Below are 16,050 nucleotides of genomic sequence, written 5' to 3'. Positions count from 1 at the left end.
CAACATATGAGACAGGGATTTATCAAGGTTGCAGCGGTCACAGTTGATATCCGTGTGGCGGATGTCTGGCACAACTGTGAGGAAATCTGCAAACGTATGAAAGAAGCTGAGAAGGCAGGTGCAAAGATCATTGTATTTCCGGAGCTTTGCCTGACCGGGTATACCTGCAGCGATCTTTTTACGCAGGATATACTGTTAAAAGAGGTGCGAAAAGCGCTTGCGAAAATTGCAGAAGAGACAAGACATACAGAGGCACTGGTATTTGTCGGACTTCCGCTTGCTGTGGACGGAGAACTGTATAATGTTGCGGCAGCATTAAATGATGGAAAGATTCTTGGTTTTACGACCAAGACTTTCCTTCCGAATTATGGAGAATTTTATGAGATGCGCCAGTTCCGTCAGGGGCCGAAAAAAGCAAGACTGATTTCCTATGAAGGGGAAGAAATCCTGTTTGGACCGCAGATCCTGTATCAGGCGGCAGAGATGGATGAGCTGGTCGTATCGGCAGAGATCTGTGAGGATGTCTGGTCACCAGTCCCACCGAGCATTGAGGCGGCAAGAGAAGGTGCGGTCATCCTGGTCAACTGTTCAGCAAGTGATGAAACGATCGGAAAGGATAGTTACCGGGAAGAACTGATCAAGGGACAGTCTGCAAGACTGATTGCAGGTTATGTCTATGCAAATGCCGGGGACGGAGAGTCTACGACAGATGTGGTATTTGGTGGGCATAATATTATTGCAGAGAACGGGACGATCCTGAAAGAAGCAAAGCGGTTTGCCAACGAGATGATCGTCAGCGAGATTGACATTTTCCGTCTTTTAAGTGAACGGAGAAAAAATACAACTTTCCAGACAACTGAAGAACGGCGGCTTCCAAAAGTAGTATTTCATATCAGTATGGAAGAAACTGAGCTTACCAGAGATTTTGCACAGACACCTTTTGTTCCGCAGAATATGGCAGAGCGGGAAAAACGCTGTGAAGAGATTCTGATGATCCAGGCAATGGGATTGAAAAAACGTCTGGTGCATACTCATTCGAGAACAGCGGTAGTCGGAATTTCAGGTGGTTTGGATTCTACACTGGCACTGCTTGTGACTGCAAAAGCATTTGACATGGCAGGGAAAGACCGAAAGGATATCATTGCGGTAACGATGCCTTGTTTTGGTACGACAGACAGAACCTATCAGAATGCCTGTCTGATGTCAAAAAAACTGGGAGCCACTTTAAAAGAGGTGCCGATCGCGGATGCAGTCCATGTGCATTTTCACGATATCGGACACGATGAAGCGGTGCATGATGTGACCTATGAGAATTCACAGGCAAGAGAGCGTACCCAGGTGCTGATGGATATTGCTAACCAGGAATGGGGCATGGTCATCGGAACCGGAGATATGTCGGAGCTGGCTCTTGGGTGGGCGACTTATAATGGTGATCATATGTCCATGTATGGAGTCAATGCATCCGTTCCGAAGACGCTGGTACGCCATCTGGTACAGTATTATGCTGATACCTGTGAGGATCAGGAACTGAAAGCGGTACTTCTGGATGTGCTTGATACACCGGTAAGTCCGGAACTTCTTCCACCAAAGGATGGCGAGATCGCGCAGAAGACGGAAGACCTTGTAGGTCCGTATGAGCTGCATGATTTTTATCTGTATTATGTTCTTCGGTTTGGATTTGAACCGTCGAAGATCTACCGTCTTGCAAAGCTTGCTTTTGAAGGAACCTATGACAGTGAGACAATCATGAAATGGCTGAAGACATTTTACCGGAGATTTTTTGCACAGCAGTTTAAGCGTTCCTGTCTGCCGGATGGCCCAAAGATCGGTACAGTAGCACTTTCTCCAAGGGGAGACTGGAGAATGCCAAGCGATGCGTGCGTGGCAGTCTGGATGCAGGATCTGGAAGCACTGGAAAAATAGAAGAGCAAAAGGGAAGTTTGTGTCTGAACGGATTTCCCCTTAAGTAGATAGGATAAAGAATCGAAAGCTACTTAAAGGGAAGCCTGTCAGATGCAAACTTCCCTTTTTTGTATATACGATGAGCCAAATGCCCTGCTGATAAAATTGTCAATTTTAGAGCTTGATATTTTTAAACAGATCCCCAAGGCTGGTTCCGATTGCTTCTGCTTTTGGAATTTCTACGTGTTCCAGCTCTTCTTCCTGTTCTTTTTCAGCATCTTCTGCAAGAGCCTTGATACTGAGGCTGATCTTGCCATCTTTGATACCGATGACTTTGACATCCACTTCATCCCCGACATGAAGTACCTGGTCTGCTGATTTGATTCTCTGGGTACTGATCTGGGAAATGTGAACCAGGCCGGAAAGACCGTTCTCAAGACGTACAAAAGCGCCGTAGGACTGAAGAGATTCAACAGTACCTTTTACAACACTTCCAACCTGTACAGATGCAAGTTTTTTTGCATCTTCTTCTTTTTTCTGTTCTCTTAAAATCTCACGTGCAGATAAGATCAGGCGTCCTTTTGCCTGGTTTGCCTCGATGACACGGACATCAATTTCTTTCAGAAGATAGGTTTCCAGATCTTCGATATAAGAAAGAGAAAGGCGGGATGCCGGGATGAATCCGCGGAGTCCTTCGACCATGGCGATCACGCCGCCATTTACGATTCCTTCTACTTTTACGTGAAGATTGGTTCCTTCTTCCTGATAACGTGCGACCACATTCCATGGATTGGCATCATCGAAATGTGCTTCGTAGTCTGCCATGCTTTCTGTCTGTTCCTGTAATTTTTCGTTTTCCATCTTAACACCTCTGTTAGTTTATTTTTCTGAACGTATGCTCAATAATATTATTAGTATAACACATTTTTATATAGATAAAAAGTATAGATTCCAAATCGATAAGTGGGTGATGCACTCTTAATGAGAAAAAATCGTTATTATGTACGAAAATTGTGGTAAAAATTTGTGTATATTTTGAATGGTAAAAATCGTGAAAAAAGTTGACAAAAGAAAAAATAAATTGTATATTACCAATATAAGGACATATTAAAGACGATGTCCCAAACTAAAAGGTAAAGGAGTAATTAAAATGAAGGGAAATGTGAATTATCTGGAACTGGCAAACAGCCCTCTGATGTGGGTGAGTGCCGCAATAGCAGTAGGAATCGTAGTTTTTCAGTCCGTACTGTTCTTCAGAAAGTCGCTCAAAGCAGCAAAAGAGATTGGAATTGAACAGGAAAAGATCAATATGGCAATTAAGAGTAGTGCCATTTCTTCAATCGGTCCATCTATCGTAATCCTGGTAACAATGATCTCTCTGATCGTATCAATGGGAGCACCTGTTTCATGGATGAGACTTTCTTTTATCGGATCTGTTAACTATGAAGCAATGGCAGCAGGATTTGGTGCCCAGGCAATGGGAGCAACACTGGAGAATCTGACACCGGTTGCGTTCGCATGTGGTGTATGGACCATGATCTGCGGATCACTTGGATGGCTGATCTTCACACTGCTTTTCACGGACAAGATGGATAAAGTAAATCATCTGATGTCAAAAGGAAATTCAAAAATGGTTCCGATCATTTCAGCAGGAGCTATGCTTGGTGCATTTGCAAACCTCGCATCAGGAAATTTCTTCAATGAAAAAAATCAGTTCGCATTTGACGGAGCACCGGCGATTGCAACAATCGTAGGATGCATTCTTATGATGATCCTGACAAAGGTTGCAAAAGAAAAGAATATTGGATGGCTCAGAGAATGGGCATTTGCAATTTCCATGTTCTCAGGCATGCTTATTGGTTACATCTGGAACACTGTATTTTAATAGGAATGAGAGGATAAAGATATGAATAAAGAATACTACAACAAAGTCTATATACCTGGTATTGTCAAATGGGGAAAAATCACCATGTTATTAGGTATCATTACATGTTTTGGACCAGCACTTGTTATCTCAGTTGTATACGGATGTATGCCACCGGTATCCGCGATCATTGCAGGTACAATCGCACAGATCAGTGTAAGTGGAGCATTTTATATTGTAGAACCGATTTCCTATTTCCCGATTCTTGGAATCCCGGGAACTTATCTGACATTCCTTTCAGGAAATACATCCAACATGCGTGTTCCGTGTTCTTCTGTTGCACAGGAAGCAGCAGGCGTTGAAATGGGTAGCGACAAAGGTTCTGTTGTATCAACCATCGGTATTGCTGTATCAATCATTGTAAATATTGTGATCCTGACAATCGGAGCAATTGCAGGAAACGCAATTATCGGTATGATGCCAGAAGGATTCAAGCAGGCCCTCAACTTCCTTCTTCCGGCACTTTACGGAGCTGTATTCGGACAGTTCGCAATCACAAGACCAAAGCTTGGTGTAGTTGCAGTAGTTATTGCATTTGTGATGAACTGGCTGATGAAAAACGGATTCTTATCCTTCTTCCCTGGAACACCGTCATACGTTGTTATCCTGGTAGCTGTATTTGGATCTATTTTTGCAGGAAAGATTATCTACAAGAAAGAACTTGAGGACTAAGTCCGGAAAGGAAAAGTTATGTTATCGAGAGAAAGATTACAGGAAAGGTTTATTGAGATGATCAAAATCTACAGTCCGTCTAAAGGGGAAAAAGAGATGGCGGACTGGATAGAAAACTGGCTGAGTGAGCGGAATATTCCGTTCCAGTCAGACAATGCCGGAGAAGCATATGGTGGAAACGGCAGAAATATCGTTGCATTTGTAAAAGGAAACACAGAGGAACGTCCACTTGGATTTGCTGCACATATGGATCAGATCGAACCATGCAGAAATGTAAATCCGGTGATCAACGGAAACATCATCAGTACCGACAAGACAACAACACTTGGCGGAGATGACAAAGCTGGAATTTCAGCAATTATGGAAGCGGTAGAAGATATCATTGAAAGCGGTGTACCGCACAGAGATATTTATCTGGTATTTACCTGCTCCGAAGAGATCAGTATGATGGGAACAAAGCACATGGATATGTCTATGCTGCCATGCAAAGAACTGGTTGTTGTGGATGCAACAGGAGGAGCAGAAACGCTCGCATACAAAGCACCGGCAATGGAAGCGATTGAGATTACCTTTAAAGGAAAGAAAGCACATGCCGGAATCGAACCGGAAAAAGGAATCAATGCGATCGTTGTAGCATCAAAGGCAATCAGCAAGATGCACATCGGACGTATCGACCATGAGACCACTTCCAATATCGGACATATTGAAGGCGGATCTGCGACAAATATTGTGACAGATGAAGTAACATTTACCGCAGAGATCCGTTCCCACAGTATGGAAAAGCTGGCAGCAGAGGTTGCACATATGGAACAATGCTGTAAAGAAGCAGCGGAAGAAATGGGAGCCAGTTATGAAATGAAGCATGAGATGGCTTATCCAACTCTGTCACTGGAAGAGGACTGTGAACTGATTCAGGATACTGTAAAGGCAATGGCAGAAGAAGGAATTACAGCAAATAAAATGATCATTGGTGGTGGAAGTGATGCGAATGTGCTTGCAGGACATGGATATAAGAGTGTCATTTTAGGATGCGGAATGATCAATGTACACACAGTAGAAGAAGCACTTGATACAGATGAGACCTGGAAGGTAACAAAAGTGCTGAGAAGACTGATGGGTGCAGAATAGGAGATGGACGACACAGATGGAAAAAGAAGAACTGAAGAAGAGATGTCTGGACGCGATTGATGCGAACAGGGATCTGATCATTCAGCTTGGCGATGATGTATATAAAACGCCTGAACTTGGCTATAAAGAATTTAAGACGACTGAGAGAATGATAAAGGCATTTCAGAAGCTTGGGGAAGAGCCGGAAACAGAAATTGCATATACCGGCTGCAAGGTTTCAACTCCGAAAAAAGGGGATACAAGAATTGCCGTGATCGGAGAGCTGGACTGTATCCAGTGCAAAGAACATCCGGACAGCACACCGGAGGGGAATGTTCATGCCTGCGGTCATCACGCACAGCTTGCAAATCTGTATGGATGTGCGATCGGTCTTTTGAAATCCGGAGTTATGAAAGAACTGGATGGCGCGGTTGATTTTATTGCGATCCCGGCTGAGGAATGTGTAGATTATGATTACCGTGACAGCCTGATTCGTGAAAATAAGATCAGCTTTTACGGCGGCAAGCAGGAATATTTAAAACGCGGTGGCTTTGATGATGTGGATATGGCATTGCAGTGTCACATGATGGAAATTGGAAATGGCAGACATTGCACGATTGATACCGACTGCAACGGCTTTGTGACAAAGACGGTAACATTTATCGGAGAAGCTGCGCATGCAGGTTTTGCACCACATGAAGGAATCAATGCGTTAAATATGGCAGAGCTGGCACTGAACAATATCCATGCACTCCGTGAGACTTTTCAGGAGAAAGAAAAGGTTCGTGTGAGCGCGATCATCACAGAAGGCGGAGATCTGGTCAACGTGGTCCCGGCAGTTGTGAAGATGCAGATTATGGTGCGTGCTTTTACAATCGAAGGAATGCTGGATGCAAGTAAAAAAGTGAACCGTGCATTAAAAGCCGGAGCTCTTTCACTCGGTGGAAAGGTTGAGATTGATGATAAGATTGGCTATCTCCCAATGAATACCAACCGTGAACTTTCCGCTTTATATAAGGAGAATATGATTGAATATACAGGGGCAGAAAAAGATTCATTTGTAGAATTATATGAGACAGCAGGTTCTACCGATCTGGGGGATCTTTCCCAGATTATGCCGTGTATGCACATCTGGACAGAAGGAATCATCGGAGGACTTCATTCCAAAGATTATCGTCTTGCAGATCCGGAGTTGGCATATATCGTTCCGGCAAAGATGATGGCACTTACGATCATTGATCTTCTTTATGATGATGCAAAGAAGGCAAAACATATTCTGGATAATTTCAAACCGACACTGACAAAAGAAAGCTATCTGGAATTAAAAAAAGAATATTCTAAGCTTGTGGTTTTTGATGGCTCTGAGTTATAATAAAAAGGAATCCCGTTTGAGGGATTCCTTTTTTAAAATATAAGATCACAATATGGGGGATATTTTTGTGAAAATTGGAGTTATCGGATCAAAAGCATCTTGCGAGATTGTTAAGAAGAGTATAAAAGAAATTGACAGTTTAGTCGAAGTAGTTTCCTATGAAGAAGAGCAGGTCAATCGAAGCGACAGACTAATCGAAGGATGTGAACTGGAGTGTGATGCGGTGCTGTTTACCGGTCGCGCGGTCGAGAGTTTTGTCGGGCAGAACTATCATTTTACCAAGCCGCATGCTTCGGTGGAAAAGTCGGTTGTCAGTATAGCCGGAGCTTTCCTGCAGATGCAGAAAAGTAATATCGAACTGGATGCATTTAGTATTGATATTGTAGAAAAACAGGTTATTGAGGATTTGCTGGATGCATTTGATATTCTGGCAAGAAATATCTATTCCTGCCCGTTTCAAGCAGGAGTAGAAGAAGAACAGTATGTGGAGTGGCACATGAAGCTTCTGGATGAAGGAAAAGTGAATGTGGCACTGACTTCACTGCGCTGGGTATATAAGATACTGAAAGAAAAAGGGTATCATGCCATTTATCTGCCGCCGACCAGGGCGAAGGTGAGAGTGGCATTGGAAAAATTAAAAAATGAATGCGCACTCCAGGAAGCGGAGTATGCGCAGGCAGCAGTTGAAATTTTTCAGCTTACAGACTATGAGAGCAGAGAAGAAAATTATTATTCGAGTATGCTCGCAAAAGCAGATATTGAAAAAGAAATCATTAAATATACAAAAGGGATTCAGGGAGCGATTTTTGCATCTGGAAGAAGAGAGTATATCGTATTTTCAAACTCGGGAGCTGTGCAGGAAGAGTTTAATCAGAGGAGACTTCTGAACCTGCAAAAAAAGGTTCAGGAAGAAAATAAGATCAGCCTGAATGTGGGAATTGGAACCGGAGGAACCATGAATGAAGCAGAAATGAATGCAAGGCGTGCATTGGATTCTTCCCTGAAAAATGAAAAGCAGGAGATTTTCTGGATTGATGCAAAGCAGACACAGCATGGTCCGCTTGGAAAAGAGATCCAGCTGGAATACCAGCTTATTTCTTCCGATCCCAAATTACAGGAAATTTCAGAGAAGACAGGTCTTAGTACAACATCAATCCTGAAGATCATTGCAATTGCAGATGTGAGAAAAAGTTATATTTTTGATGCACATCAGCTGGCAGAGTGCCTGGGAATTAAGGTCAGAAGTGCCCGGCGGATCATGAATAAGATCATGGAAGCCGGCTATGGAAAAGTATATGCGAAGAAGACTGCGGCAGCAGGAGGAAGACCGAAGGCGCTTGTAGAGATATTGTTTAAAATTTAGTGTAAGTGGTCTTTTATCCGTACAAGGGTTGACGAACAACGAAAAAAATGGCATTCTGAAAAGTAAGTAACACAAGAGATAGTAATGGAGTTGTAATAAAATGGAACAGAAAAAACCAAAGAAAGTGTATGTGATCGGACACAAAAATCCGGATACGGATTCCATCTGTTCAGCAATAGCATATGCAAATCTGAAAAATCAGATCACAGGAGAGAGATACATAGCGAAGAGAGCAGGCGAGGTCAATGGCGAGACCGCTTATGTTCTGGATAAATTCCAGACAGAGGTGCCGGCACTTCTGGACAATGTACATCTGCAGGTGAAGGATATGGATATCCGTCAGATCGAAGGAGTCTCTGGTCACATGTCCATTAAAGATGCATGGGCACGGATGAAGGATGAGAACATCAAGACTCTGCCGGTGACAAGAGGGGAGAAGCTGGAAGGGCTGATCACCATCGGAGATATCGCAACATCTTATATGGAAGTGTATGACAATAATATTCTTGCAACAGCGAGAACCCAGTACCGAAACATCGTCAAGACACTGGACGGAATGCTGATCACCGGGAATGAACATGGCTATTTCCTGAATGGAAAAGTTGTCATTGCAGCATCCAGTCCAGATATGATGGAGAATTTTATCGAGAAGGATGATCTTGTTATTCTCGGAAACCGTTATGAGTCCCAGCTCTGCGCGATCGAGATGGATGCAAGCTGTCTGGTCATCTGTCAGGGAGCCAATATCTCCAAGACGATCAAGAAGATGGCAGAGGAGCGGGACATTGTGATCATTCAGACACCACATGATACCTTTACTGCAGCAAGGCTGATCAACCAGAGTATTCCGGTCAAATTTTTCATGAGCCGTGACAATCTGGAAACGTTCCATCTGAAAGATTATGTAGAACAGGTCAAAGAAGTCATGTCAAAGACGAAGTACAGAGATTTCCCAATTCTGGATAATAAAGGAAAGTTCTATGGTTTCCTCTCCAGACGAAGACTTATGACTTCCCGTAAAAAACAGGTAATTCTGGTGGATCATAATGAAAAATCACAGGCTGTGAATGGAATTGAAGAGGCAGAGGTGCAGGAGATCATTGATCATCACAGACTGGGTGGTCTGGAGACCATTGGACCGGTCTACTTCCGCAATCAGCCGGTTGGGTGTACGGCGACGATCATTTACCAGATGTATCAGGAAAGCGGTGTGGAAGTAGATCCGCAGATAGCGGGACTTCTGTGTTCAGCGATCATTTCGGATACCTTACTGTTCCGTTCACCAACCTGTACCATGGTTGATCAGGCAGCAGCAGAAGCACTGGCACGGATCGCCGGAATCAATATGGAAGAACATGCAAAAGAGATGTTTAATGCGGGAAGTAATCTGCGTGGTAAATCCGTAGAAGAGATCTGTTTCCAGGACTTCAAGGTATTTAATGTGAAAGATACGAGGTTCGGAGTCGGACAGATCACTTCCATGAATCAGGATGAGCTGGATGAGGTAAAAGAACGTCTGATTCCATATCTGGAAGAGGCAAGAAAGACGCAGGGACTGCATATGCTTTACCTGATGATGACCAACATCCTGGAGGAATCAACAGAGCTTCTGTGCTGTGGCGAGAATGCGAAGGAGCAGGTCCTTGAAGCGTATGAACTGTCAGGTGATACCGAAAAGATCCTTCTGAAGGGGGTCGTATCCAGAAAAAAACAGATGATCCCTGTTCTGGTCACTTACCTGCAGCAGAAACAATAAACAGATGATACGGGAGAGATGAAAGATGGCAAAGCAGATCTGGAAGCCGGGCAATATGCTGTATCCGCTGCCGGCAGTTATGGTCAGCGTGGCAGATAAAGAAGGCAATCCAAATATCATTACCGTGGCGTGGGCGGGAACCGTCTGCACCAATCCGCCGATGGTTTCCATTTCCGTGAGACCGGAGCGGTATTCTTATCATATGATCGAAGAGACCGGTGAATTTGTGATCAATCTGACAACAGAAAAGCTTGCGTATGCGACGGATTACTGTGGTGTGCGTTCGGGAAGAGATGTGGACAAATTCAAAGAGCTGCATCTGACTCCGGAAAAGGCAGAGCATGTGAGCGCACCACTGATCGGGGAAAGCCCGGTCAACATCGAGTGCAGGGTGGTCAAAAAAGAAACGCCGGGATCGCATCATATTTTCCTTGCCGAGGTAAAAGCAGTTCATGTAGATGATGCCTATATGGATCAGAAAGGACGATTTGCACTGGAAAAGACCGATCCGATCGTATATGTGCACGGACAGTATTATAGTCTGGGTAAGCTTTTGGGAACGTTTGGGTACAGTGTGAAGAAACCGGCGAAAAAGACAGTAAAGAAGAACGTGAAGAAAAAGAAAAAATAAAAACACAGATTCTCTTGACAAAGAAATGACAGAGGGTATATTCTGTGTAAGTGGAAACTCAAGGGCGAGGCTGCAATGGTGCGGTCTCGTTTTTTGTTTTATAGGAACTTCCTATAAAATAAAAGGCACTGTGTGCCGGAGATGCGCACTCGCGCGAAGAGGAATAATGTCGCAAGTGACTGCGCTTGGCGCGAGAATGTGCCAAGGCACATTCTTTGTGTATACGATAAGGAAAAAGGAGTAGTAGATGATGAAAGATTTTGCATTCAATGTACCACAGGATATTATTTTTGGAAAAGGCAGTTTAAAAAGACTTCCGGAGCTTCTTGAGAAAAGTGGTTCCAGGAAGATGCTTTTGATCTCCGGACCGGTTTTGAAGAAGATCGGGATGGTAGAGAAGGTGGAAGAGATCGTAAAAGCTTCCGGTATTGAAATCGAAGTATTTACTGATGTAGAAGCCAATCCGTCTGTAGAAACGGTAAATAAAGCGACAGAGGCATACAAAAAGGCAGGAGCAACCAGTATTGTAGCTTTCGGCGGTGGAAGCCCGATGGATGTGGCAAAGGCAGTTGGTGTTCTTGCAAAATACGGCGGAGAGATCGGAGATTATGAGGGAGCACATAAGGTGCCGGGACCGATCGTTCCAATCATTGCAATCCCGACAACGGCAGGTACAGGAAGTGAAGTGACCGCATTCTCTGTAATTACGGACGAAGCAAGAAACTATAAGCTGACCGTATTCAGTTATGAGCTGATCCCGAGCTATGCCCTTCTGGATCCGGAACTTGTCATGACTTCACCGGCATCTGTAGCCGCAGCATGTGGCGTAGATGCACTGATCCATGCATGGGAGGCATATACTTCAAGAGACGCTTCTCCATTTTCCGACGCGATGGCAGAAAAGGCAATGGAACTGATCGGTGCAAATCTGCGCAGATTCGTGGCAAACCGCCAGGATGAAGAGGCGGCAGCAGCCATGCTCTCCGGAAGTATGTTCGCAGGTATCGCATTTGCCTGGGCAAGACTCGGAAATATCCATGCTATGAGCCATCCGGTAAGCGCCTATTTTCATGTAGCACACGGTGTGGCAAATGCAATCCTTCTTCCAACGATCGTAGAATATAATGCACTTGCAGACCACGGACGTTATGAGAAGATCTACAATTATATCAGCAAAGAAAAAGATCCGGTGATCGATTTTGTACCGGAAATGCTGGTAGATGAAGCAAGAAATCTGCTTCGTGATCTTGGCATTCCGCAGCATCTTGCCGATGTTGGTGTAACGGAAGATAAGATTGAACTGATGGCTGTCGATGCCATGAAGAGTGGAAATATCATGGCAAATCCGAGACAGTCTACGATTAAGGATATTATTGCGCTTTATAAGAAGGCAATGTAGAGAAGAGATGGAATGAATCTGCAAAGATTAAAATGAAGTGGGAAAATCCAGAAAAATTTCTGAGAGAATGTATTTAACAGAAGAATAAAAAAAGACGGTTCAGGGGATGTGAATCAGCAGGAGCTGGTTTGTATCCTCTGTTTTTGTATCTTATAACAGAAAACTGGAAGAAGTAGGATTTTTGCCAATATTTTCATAACGCGAGAGTGCATGAGGCAAGAAAGCATAAATGTGAGTACATAGGAAAAGAATCTCACGCATATAGTAAAAAGAGTAGAATGGAAAAAGAGGGATGTCCGGATGCTGCACCGGCTGTTTTATGGAATAATCAGTTTTTTTTGTTTTACATGGCTTCTGGTGAGCTGGGGAGTGGTAAGTAACGGAAGGATCGAATTGATAAAAATGAATGAGGAAACGGTAGAAGCATCCTATGACACAGGTGGAACAGATGCGCAGCATCAGGAAAAGCAAAAGATTGCCCTCACCTTTGATGACGGTCCGCATCCTTCTGGTACGCCTGTTCTTCTGGACGGACTTGCAGAGCGGAATGTGAAGGTTACGTTCTTTGTAATCGGGGAAAATGCAGTGAAGTATCCGAAGCTTCTGACAAGAGAGGCAGAGGAAGGACATATCATCGGCAATCATACTTACAGCCACGTGGATCTCACCAAAATGTCCCAGGAAACAGCGGAGTGCGAACTGGAAAAGACTAATGCCGCGATCGAAGCAGTCACCGGAAAAGAGACGGAATATATGCGGCCGCCCTATGGAGCCTGGAAGAAGGAGATGGAAGAGAATACCGGTATGATTGCGGTGCTATGGAATGTGGATCCGCTTGACTGGAATACGGATAACGAGACAGAAATTGTCAATAAAGTAGTGACGGAAACGGAGGAAAATGATATTATTTTATTACATGACTGTTATTTGTCTTCGGCGAAGGCGGCACTTCGTATTATTGATATCATGCAGGCAAAAGGATACGAATTTGTGACAGTCGATGAATTGCTGCTGGATTAAAGGAGAGGTTTTGATGGATTTATTTGATTATATGCGGGAGACGACAAAGGAGAAAGAATCGCCCCTTGCCTCCAGACTGCGTCCAACGACTCTGGATGAGGTAGTTGGACAGCAGCACATTATCGGAAAGGACAAGCTTCTGTACCGTGCGATCAAAGCGGACAAATTAAGCTCCGTCATCTTTTACGGTCCTCCGGGAACCGGAAAGACGACGCTTGCAAAGGTGATCGCCAATACTACAAGTGCAGAATTTACCCAGATTAATGCTACGGTTGCCGGGAAGAAGGATATGGAAGAAGTGGTGAACAAAGCAAAAGAGCTGAAAGGGATGTACCAGAAGCGGACGATCCTTTTCATCGATGAGATTCACCGTTTTAACAAGGGACAGCAGGATTATCTGCTTCCGTTTGTCGAAGACGGCACGATCATTCTGATCGGGGCGACGACGGAGAATCCGTACTTTGAAGTGAATGGAGCGCTTCTTTCCAGATCAAGCATTTTTGAACTGCGTCCGCTGTCGCAGGAGGAAGTGGAGACGCTGATCTTAAGAGCGGTGCAGGATGAGAAAAAAGGAATGGGAAGTTACCATGCGGTGATCGAGGAGGATGCCCTGCATTTCCTTGCGGACCTTGCCGGCGGAGATGCCCGGTCTGCTCTCAATGCAGTGGAGCTTGGAATCCTCACAACACCGAAAAGTGAGGACGGTCAGATCCATATTACGCTGGATGTTGCATCGGAATGTATACAGAAGCGGGTTGTGCGATATGATAAGACCGGGGATAACCATTACGATACGATTTCTGCATTTATCAAAAGTATGCGCGGTTCCGATCCGGATGCGGCGGTGTATTATCTGGCAAAGATGCTGTATGCGGGGGAGGATATCAAATTTATCGCCCGCAGGATCATGATCTGTGCATCGGAAGATGTGGGAAATGCAGATCCGATGGCACTGAATGTAGCGGTCAGCGCAGCGCAGGCGGTGGAGCGGATCGGAATGCCGGAGGCACAGATCATTCTGTCGCAAGCGGTTCTTTACGTGGCGACAGCACCGAAGAGCAATTCGGCATGCAATGCAGTCTTTGCGGCGATGGATAATGTGAAAAAATATAAGACAACCGTTCCGGTACATTTGCAGGATGCACATTATAAAGGTTCTGCAAAGTTAGGACACGGAATCGGTTACAAATATGCGCATGATTATCCGAATCACTATGTAAAACAGCAGTATCTGCCGGATGAGATCCGGGATGCGGTGTTCTATGAAGCGAGTGACAACGGTTATGAAAAAACGATCAAAGCGCATATGAAACGGATCAGGGATGAGGCGTAAAGTGACCTGATGATTCCCGGTTGGCAAAAAAGAAGCGGCTACTCATGCGTCAACTGTAAAAAGGACTGACACGAAAGGGAACAACGAGATTCGCACAGAAAATCACTGCATTCACGCAGAAAGGATTGATTTGCCACAGACACTCTGCTACCATAACGGTAAGCAGAAAGGAGTGAAGAATATGGGAGCAGTTCAGGACAGCTATATCACAATTGCATGGCTGGTTCTTCTGGTAGTACTTCTGGTGATCGAGATCATAACGGTGGGACTTACAACGATCTGGGGAGCAGGAGGTGCGCTGGCGGCACTGATCCTGAATATTCTGGATGTACCGTTTGCCGGACAGGTGGTTACGTTTTTTGTTGTGACAATTTTACTGCTTGTATTTACCAGACCATTTGCAATGCGGTTCATCAATACCCGCCGTCTGAAGACGAACTATGAAGGAATCATCGGAAAGACGATCCGGATCAGCCAGAAGGTAGATAACATCGGGCAGACCGGTATGGCAGTGGTAAATGGTACGGAGTGGACGGTAAGATCCGAACAGGATGACGTGATCCTGGAACCGGGGACACTGGCGAAGGTCGTCAACATATCCGGAGTAAAGTTAATCGTACAAAAATATGAGGAGGACTAAAAGATGATGGGACTTATTATTTTAGTAATTATTATTGTGATCGCATTATTGCTTCTGACTTCCTGCATCAAGATCGTGCCACAGGCAAAGGCACTGGTTATCGAACGTCTTGGTGCATATCAGGCAACATGGAGTGTAGGACTTCATTTTAAACTGCCGATCATTGAACGTGTGGCAAGAAGAGTAGACTTAAAAGAGCAGGTAGTTGATTTTGCACCGCAGCCGGTTATCACAAAGGATAACGTAACCATGCGGATCGATACCGTTGTATTCTACCAGATTACAGATCCGAAGATGTTCTGCTACGGAGTAGCGAACCCGATCATGGCAATCGAGAATCTGACAGCGACCACTCTTCGTAACATCATCGGTGATCTGGAACTTGACCAGACACTGACATCAAGAGAGACGATCAATACGAAGATGCGCGCATCTCTGGATGTGGCAACGGATCCATGGGGAATCAAAGTCAATCGTGTAGAACTGAAAAATATCATTCCGCCGGCAGCAATCCAGGATGCAATGGAGAAACAGATGAAAGCAGAACGTGAAAGACGTGAAGCCATTCTCCGTGCAGAAGGTGAAAAGAAATCTACTGTCCTTGTTGCAGAAGGTGAAAAAGAATCTGTGATCCTAAAAGCGGAAGCTGAAAAACAGGCAGCGATCCTCCAGGCAGAAGCAGAAAAAGAAAAGAGGATCAAAGAGGCTGAAGGTGAAGCGGAAGCCATCCTTAAAGTACAGCAGGCAAATGCAGACGGTATCCGTTTCATCCGTGAAGCAGGTGCAGATCAGGCAGTGCTTACCATCAAGAGTCTGGAAGCATTTGAAAAGGCAGCAGACGGCAAGGCAACAAAGATCATTATTCCGTCAGAACTGCAGTCACTTGCAGGACTTGTAAAAAGTGCCAAAGAAGTGATCAAAGAAGATTAAA

General features: G+C 44.6%; 14 protein-coding genes. 13 read left to right on the top strand and 1 reads right to left on the bottom strand.

Annotated features, from left to right (window positions below; genetic code table 11):
• Window positions 1–6 precede the first annotated feature (6 nt).
• On the top strand, window positions 7–1,923 hold the full coding sequence (locus tag G4407_RS07585; RefSeq protein ID WP_173688364.1) for an NAD(+) synthase: 1,917 nt from the start codon (window positions 7–9) through the stop codon (window positions 1,921–1,923).
• A 153-nt stretch (window positions 1,924–2,076) separates the two neighbouring features.
• Here G4407_RS07585 and G4407_RS07580 read toward each other — a convergent pair whose 3' ends face one another.
• Window positions 2,077–2,763, bottom strand: a complete 687-nt coding sequence (locus G4407_RS07580; RefSeq protein WP_173688363.1) for a S1 RNA-binding domain-containing protein — start codon at window positions 2,761–2,763, stop codon at window positions 2,077–2,079.
• Window positions 2,764–3,052: 289 nt separating this feature from the next.
• Here G4407_RS07580 and G4407_RS07575 point away from each other — a divergent pair, with 289 nt between their 5' ends.
• The 12 genes from G4407_RS07575 (at window position 3,053) to G4407_RS07520 (ending at window position 16,049) form a co-directional block, all read left to right on the top strand.
• Entirely contained in the window at window positions 3,053–3,787 is a 735-nt protein-coding gene (locus G4407_RS07575) for a DUF5058 family protein (RefSeq protein ID WP_173688362.1), read from the top strand.
• A gap of 21 nt (window positions 3,788–3,808) precedes the next feature.
• A complete protein-coding gene (locus tag G4407_RS07570) occupies window positions 3,809–4,498 on the top strand; it encodes a hypothetical protein (RefSeq protein WP_173688361.1) in 690 nt (229 codons plus the stop codon).
• Window positions 4,499–4,516: 18 nt separating this feature from the next.
• Window positions 4,517–5,626, top strand: a complete 1,110-nt coding sequence (locus G4407_RS07565; protein ID WP_173688360.1) for a M20/M25/M40 family metallo-hydrolase — start codon at window positions 4,517–4,519, stop codon at window positions 5,624–5,626.
• A 16-nt stretch (window positions 5,627–5,642) separates the two neighbouring features.
• Window positions 5,643–6,977 (top strand): amidohydrolase, encoded by a 1,335-nt coding sequence (locus G4407_RS07560; protein WP_173688359.1) that lies wholly within the window; start codon window positions 5,643–5,645, stop codon window positions 6,975–6,977.
• Between the two features lie 67 nt (window positions 6,978–7,044).
• Complete coding sequence (locus G4407_RS07555; RefSeq protein WP_173688358.1) at window positions 7,045–8,340, top strand: GTP cyclohydrolase IIa; 1,296 nt, start codon at window positions 7,045–7,047, stop codon at window positions 8,338–8,340.
• Between the two features lie 100 nt (window positions 8,341–8,440).
• Window positions 8,441–10,096, top strand: coding sequence for a putative manganese-dependent inorganic diphosphatase (locus G4407_RS07550; RefSeq protein WP_173688357.1), 1,656 nt, complete (start codon window positions 8,441–8,443; stop codon window positions 10,094–10,096).
• 25 nt (window positions 10,097–10,121) lie between these two features.
• The gene (locus G4407_RS07545) at window positions 10,122–10,727 is read left to right on the top strand and encodes a flavin reductase family protein (RefSeq protein ID WP_173688356.1); all 606 of its coding nucleotides are present in this window, start codon (window positions 10,122–10,124) and stop codon (window positions 10,725–10,727) included.
• 250 nt (window positions 10,728–10,977) lie between these two features.
• Complete coding sequence (locus G4407_RS07540) at window positions 10,978–12,126, top strand: iron-containing alcohol dehydrogenase (RefSeq protein WP_173688427.1); 1,149 nt, start codon at window positions 10,978–10,980, stop codon at window positions 12,124–12,126.
• Window positions 12,127–12,528: 402 nt separating this feature from the next.
• Entirely contained in the window at window positions 12,529–13,146 is a 618-nt protein-coding gene (locus G4407_RS07535) for a polysaccharide deacetylase family protein (protein ID WP_173688426.1), read from the top strand.
• A 13-nt stretch (window positions 13,147–13,159) separates the two neighbouring features.
• Complete coding sequence (locus G4407_RS07530) at window positions 13,160–14,479, top strand: replication-associated recombination protein A (RefSeq protein ID WP_173688355.1); 1,320 nt, start codon at window positions 13,160–13,162, stop codon at window positions 14,477–14,479.
• Window positions 14,480–14,660: 181 nt separating this feature from the next.
• Window positions 14,661–15,119 (top strand): NfeD family protein, encoded by a 459-nt coding sequence (locus G4407_RS07525; protein WP_173688354.1) that lies wholly within the window; start codon window positions 14,661–14,663, stop codon window positions 15,117–15,119.
• 3 nt (window positions 15,120–15,122) lie between these two features.
• Window positions 15,123–16,049 (top strand): SPFH domain-containing protein, encoded by a 927-nt coding sequence (locus tag G4407_RS07520; protein ID WP_173685095.1) that lies wholly within the window; start codon window positions 15,123–15,125, stop codon window positions 16,047–16,049.
• Window position 16,050 lies beyond the last annotated feature (1 nt).

Origin of the sequence: Allocoprococcus comes (genome assembly GCF_013300725.1) — a bacterium.
Classification (GTDB): domain Bacteria; phylum Bacillota; class Clostridia; order Lachnospirales; family Lachnospiraceae; genus Allocoprococcus; species Allocoprococcus comes_A.
Note: the sequence above shows the minus strand (reverse complement) of the source record. Positions and strands in the feature narration are given on the sequence as shown.

Coding starts and splice junctions, on each gene's coding strand:
- G4407_RS07530 (WP_173688355.1), top strand. CDS start 13,160: ATGGATTTATTTGATTATATGCGGGAGACGACAAAGGAGAAAGAATCG.
- G4407_RS07580 (WP_173688363.1), bottom strand. CDS start 2,763: ATGGAAAACGAAAAATTACAGGAACAGACAGAAAGCATGGCAGACTAC.
- G4407_RS07550 (WP_173688357.1), top strand. CDS start 8,441: ATGGAACAGAAAAAACCAAAGAAAGTGTATGTGATCGGACACAAAAAT.
- G4407_RS07565 (WP_173688360.1), top strand. CDS start 4,517: ATGTTATCGAGAGAAAGATTACAGGAAAGGTTTATTGAGATGATCAAA.
- G4407_RS07540 (WP_173688427.1), top strand. CDS start 10,978: ATGAAAGATTTTGCATTCAATGTACCACAGGATATTATTTTTGGAAAA.
- G4407_RS07570 (WP_173688361.1), top strand. CDS start 3,809: ATGAATAAAGAATACTACAACAAAGTCTATATACCTGGTATTGTCAAA.
- G4407_RS07535 (WP_173688426.1), top strand. CDS start 12,529: ATGAATGAGGAAACGGTAGAAGCATCCTATGACACAGGTGGAACAGAT.
- G4407_RS07560 (WP_173688359.1), top strand. CDS start 5,643: ATGGAAAAAGAAGAACTGAAGAAGAGATGTCTGGACGCGATTGATGCG.
- G4407_RS07575 (WP_173688362.1), top strand. CDS start 3,053: ATGAAGGGAAATGTGAATTATCTGGAACTGGCAAACAGCCCTCTGATG.
- G4407_RS07585 (WP_173688364.1), top strand. CDS start 7: ATGAGACAGGGATTTATCAAGGTTGCAGCGGTCACAGTTGATATCCGT.
- G4407_RS07525 (WP_173688354.1), top strand. CDS start 14,661: ATGGGAGCAGTTCAGGACAGCTATATCACAATTGCATGGCTGGTTCTT.
- G4407_RS07545 (WP_173688356.1), top strand. CDS start 10,122: ATGGCAAAGCAGATCTGGAAGCCGGGCAATATGCTGTATCCGCTGCCG.
- G4407_RS07520 (WP_173685095.1), top strand. CDS start 15,123: ATGATGGGACTTATTATTTTAGTAATTATTATTGTGATCGCATTATTG.